Source organism: Deinococcus sp., assembly GCF_030523985.1.
Lineage (GTDB): Bacteria > Deinococcota > Deinococci > Deinococcales > Deinococcaceae > Deinococcus.
In genome coordinates, this window is the sequence record NZ_JAUNHK010000184.1 from 1 (window position 1) to 2691 (window position 2691).

Annotated in this window: 2 protein-coding genes; one reads left to right on the plus strand and one right to left on the minus strand. The window is 65.7% G+C overall.

All coding sequences use genetic code 11. The features are described 5' to 3' along the window. Positions 1–148 precede the first annotated feature (148 nt). Positions 149–2284 (plus strand): ATP-dependent RecD-like DNA helicase, encoded by a 2136-nt coding sequence (locus Q4C89_RS14695; RefSeq protein WP_303103368.1) that lies wholly within the window; start codon positions 149–151, stop codon positions 2282–2284. Positions 2285–2433: 149 nt separating this feature from the next. Here Q4C89_RS14695 and Q4C89_RS14700 read toward each other — a convergent pair. After that, positions 2434–2691 (minus strand): diguanylate cyclase (locus Q4C89_RS14700; RefSeq protein ID WP_303103369.1); only part of this gene is annotated, 258 nt, incomplete at its 5' end.

A 2691-nucleotide genomic window follows, 5' to 3' on the forward strand; every position in this document is an offset into this window, starting at 1 on the left:
ACGACATCACGGGCAAGCCACCCGCCACCATCGAGTGGGAATGAATCGTTGACGCCCGCCCTCACTCGCCCCTGCTGCGGCGGGGGTTTTTTTATGGCTCCGTATTATGCTCACCACATAACAGAGCGCCCGTGTTATCTTCTGGCTCATGTCTGCGCTGCCCCAAGAGTCCCTCCGAGTTTCCGGCAGCGTGAATAAGGTTCGTTTCCGCTCCGACACGGGCTTTACCGTGATGAGCGCGACCCTGCGCAACGAGGAAGGCGAAGACCCAGACGCCACCGTGATTGGCGTGATGCCGCCGCTGGACGTGGGTGACAGTTTCAGCGCCGAAGTGACGATGGAAGAACACCGCGAGTACGGCTACCAGTACCGCGTGCTGAACATGGTGCTCGAAGCCCTGCCCGCCGACCTCACCGAAAGCGGCGTGGCGGCCTACCTCGAAGCGCGGGTGGGCGGCGTGGGCAAGGTGCTGGCGAAAAGAATCGCCAAGACGTTCGGCGCGGCGGCGTTCGACATTCTGGAAGACGAACCCGAAAAACTGCTGCAAATCCCCGGCGTCACCGAGTCCACCCTGCACAAGATGGTCAGCAGTTGGAGCCAGCAGGGGCTGGAGCGTCGGCTGCTGGCGGGCTTACAGGGGCTGGGCCTCAGCATCAATCAGGCGCAGCGGGCGGTCAAACATTTTGGGGCCGACGCGCTGGACAGACTGGAAAAAGACCTCTTTACCCTGACCGAAGTCGAAGGCATCGGCTTTCTGACCGCCGACAAGCTGTGGCAGGCACGCGGCGGCGCGCTCGACGACCCCCGCCGCCTGACCGCCGCCGCCGTGTACGCGCTGCAACTGGCGGGCACCCAGGCGGGCCACAGCTACCTGCCCCGTTCGCGGGCTGAAAGGGGCGTGGTGCATTACACCCGCGTGACCCCCGAACAGGCGCGGCTGGCGGTGGAAACGGCGGTGGAACTCGGCAGACTTTCAGAAGACGACTCGCCGCTGTTTGCCCAGGCAGGGGGCGAAGGGCGCATCTACCTCCCCCACGTCCTGCGGGCCGAGAAGAAACTGGCGGGCCTGATTCGCACGCTGCTGGCGACTCCGCCTGTGGACGGCGCGGGCAACGATGACTGGACAGTGCCCAAAAAAGCCCGCAAGGGCCTCAGCGACGAGCAGGCCAGCGTGCTGGATTTGCTGGAAAACAACCGACTGGTGGTGCTGACGGGCGGCCCAGGCACGGGCAAAAGCACCACCACGCGGGCCGTGGCCGACCTGGCCGAGTCGCTGGGGCTGGAAGTCGGCCTCTGCGCCCCCACGGGCAAGGCGGCGCGGCGACTGGGCGAGGTGACGGGCCGCACGGCGTCCACCGTTCACCGCCTGCTGGGGTACGGGCCGCAGGGCTTTCGGCACAACCACCTAGAACCCGCGCCGTACGACCTCCTCATCGTGGACGAGGTGAGCATGATGGGCGACGCGCTGATGCTTTCGCTCCTCTCGGCGGTGGCCCCCGGAGCGCGGGTGCTGCTGGTGGGCGACACCGACCAGTTGCCCCCGGTGGACGCGGGCCTGCCGCTGATTGCTCTGACCCAGGCGGCCCCCACGGTGCGGCTGACCCAGGTGTACCGTCAGGCGGCGAAAAACCCGATTATTGCGGCGGCGCACGGCCTGCTGCACGGCGAGGCCCCGCAGTGGGGCGACAAGCGCCTCAACCTCACCGAAACCGAACCTGACGGCGGGGCGCGGCGCGTGGCGCTGATGGTGCGCGAACTCGGCGGGCCTGCTGCGGTGCAGGTGCTCACGCCCATGCGAAAAGGGCCGCTGGGAATGGACAACCTCAACCACCACCTGCAAAACCTGTTCAACCCAGGCGAAGGCGGCGTCCACATTGCCGAAGGCGAGGCCCGCCCAGGCGACACCGTGGTGCAGACCAAAAACGACTACAACAATGAGATTTTCAACGGCACGCTCGGCACCGTGCTCAAGGCCGAGGGGTCGCGCCTGACGGTGGATTTTGACGGCAATGTGGTGGAACTGACGGGCGCGGAACTGTTCAACCTGCAACTCGGCTACGCGCTGACCGTCCACCGCGCCCAGGGCAGCGAGTGGGACACGGTGCTGGGCGTGCTGCATGAGGCGCACATGCCGATGCTCTCGCGCAACTTGGTGTACACGGCGCTCACACGGGCCAAAGACCGCTTTTTCTCGGCGGGGTCGGCCTCGGCGTGGCAGATTGCGGCGACCCGGCAGCGGGAAGCGCGAAACACGGCGCTGCTGGAGCGGATTCAGGGGCGGTAGCGGTATTTGTTGATGGTTGATGGTTCCGCTTGGCTGATGGTTGATGGAGGGTTTATCGTCCAGTGTGGGACTATTCCCGACCCTCTACCAAGGGGAGAGGGCCTGCTGAAAGCAGGGGTGAGGGGTCTTCTCAATGCCCCAATCTCCTATCAGGAACGCTTCAAAGGCGGCATCTGGTCGCCCTCGCGGTACAGGTGATACCCGTTTTTGCTGCTGTGTTTGACCTGATACATCGCCAGATCAGCCAAGCGCTGCAAGGTCGCCATGTCGGTGCCGTGGCCTGGATACAGCGCCAGCCCTAGGGACGCTCCCACGCTGGCCGTTCCCCCCGCCAGGACAAAGGGCCGTGAAGCGGCGTCCAGCAGGCACTGGGCTGTGGCCCGCAGGTCGGCCTCGGTGCCGTAACG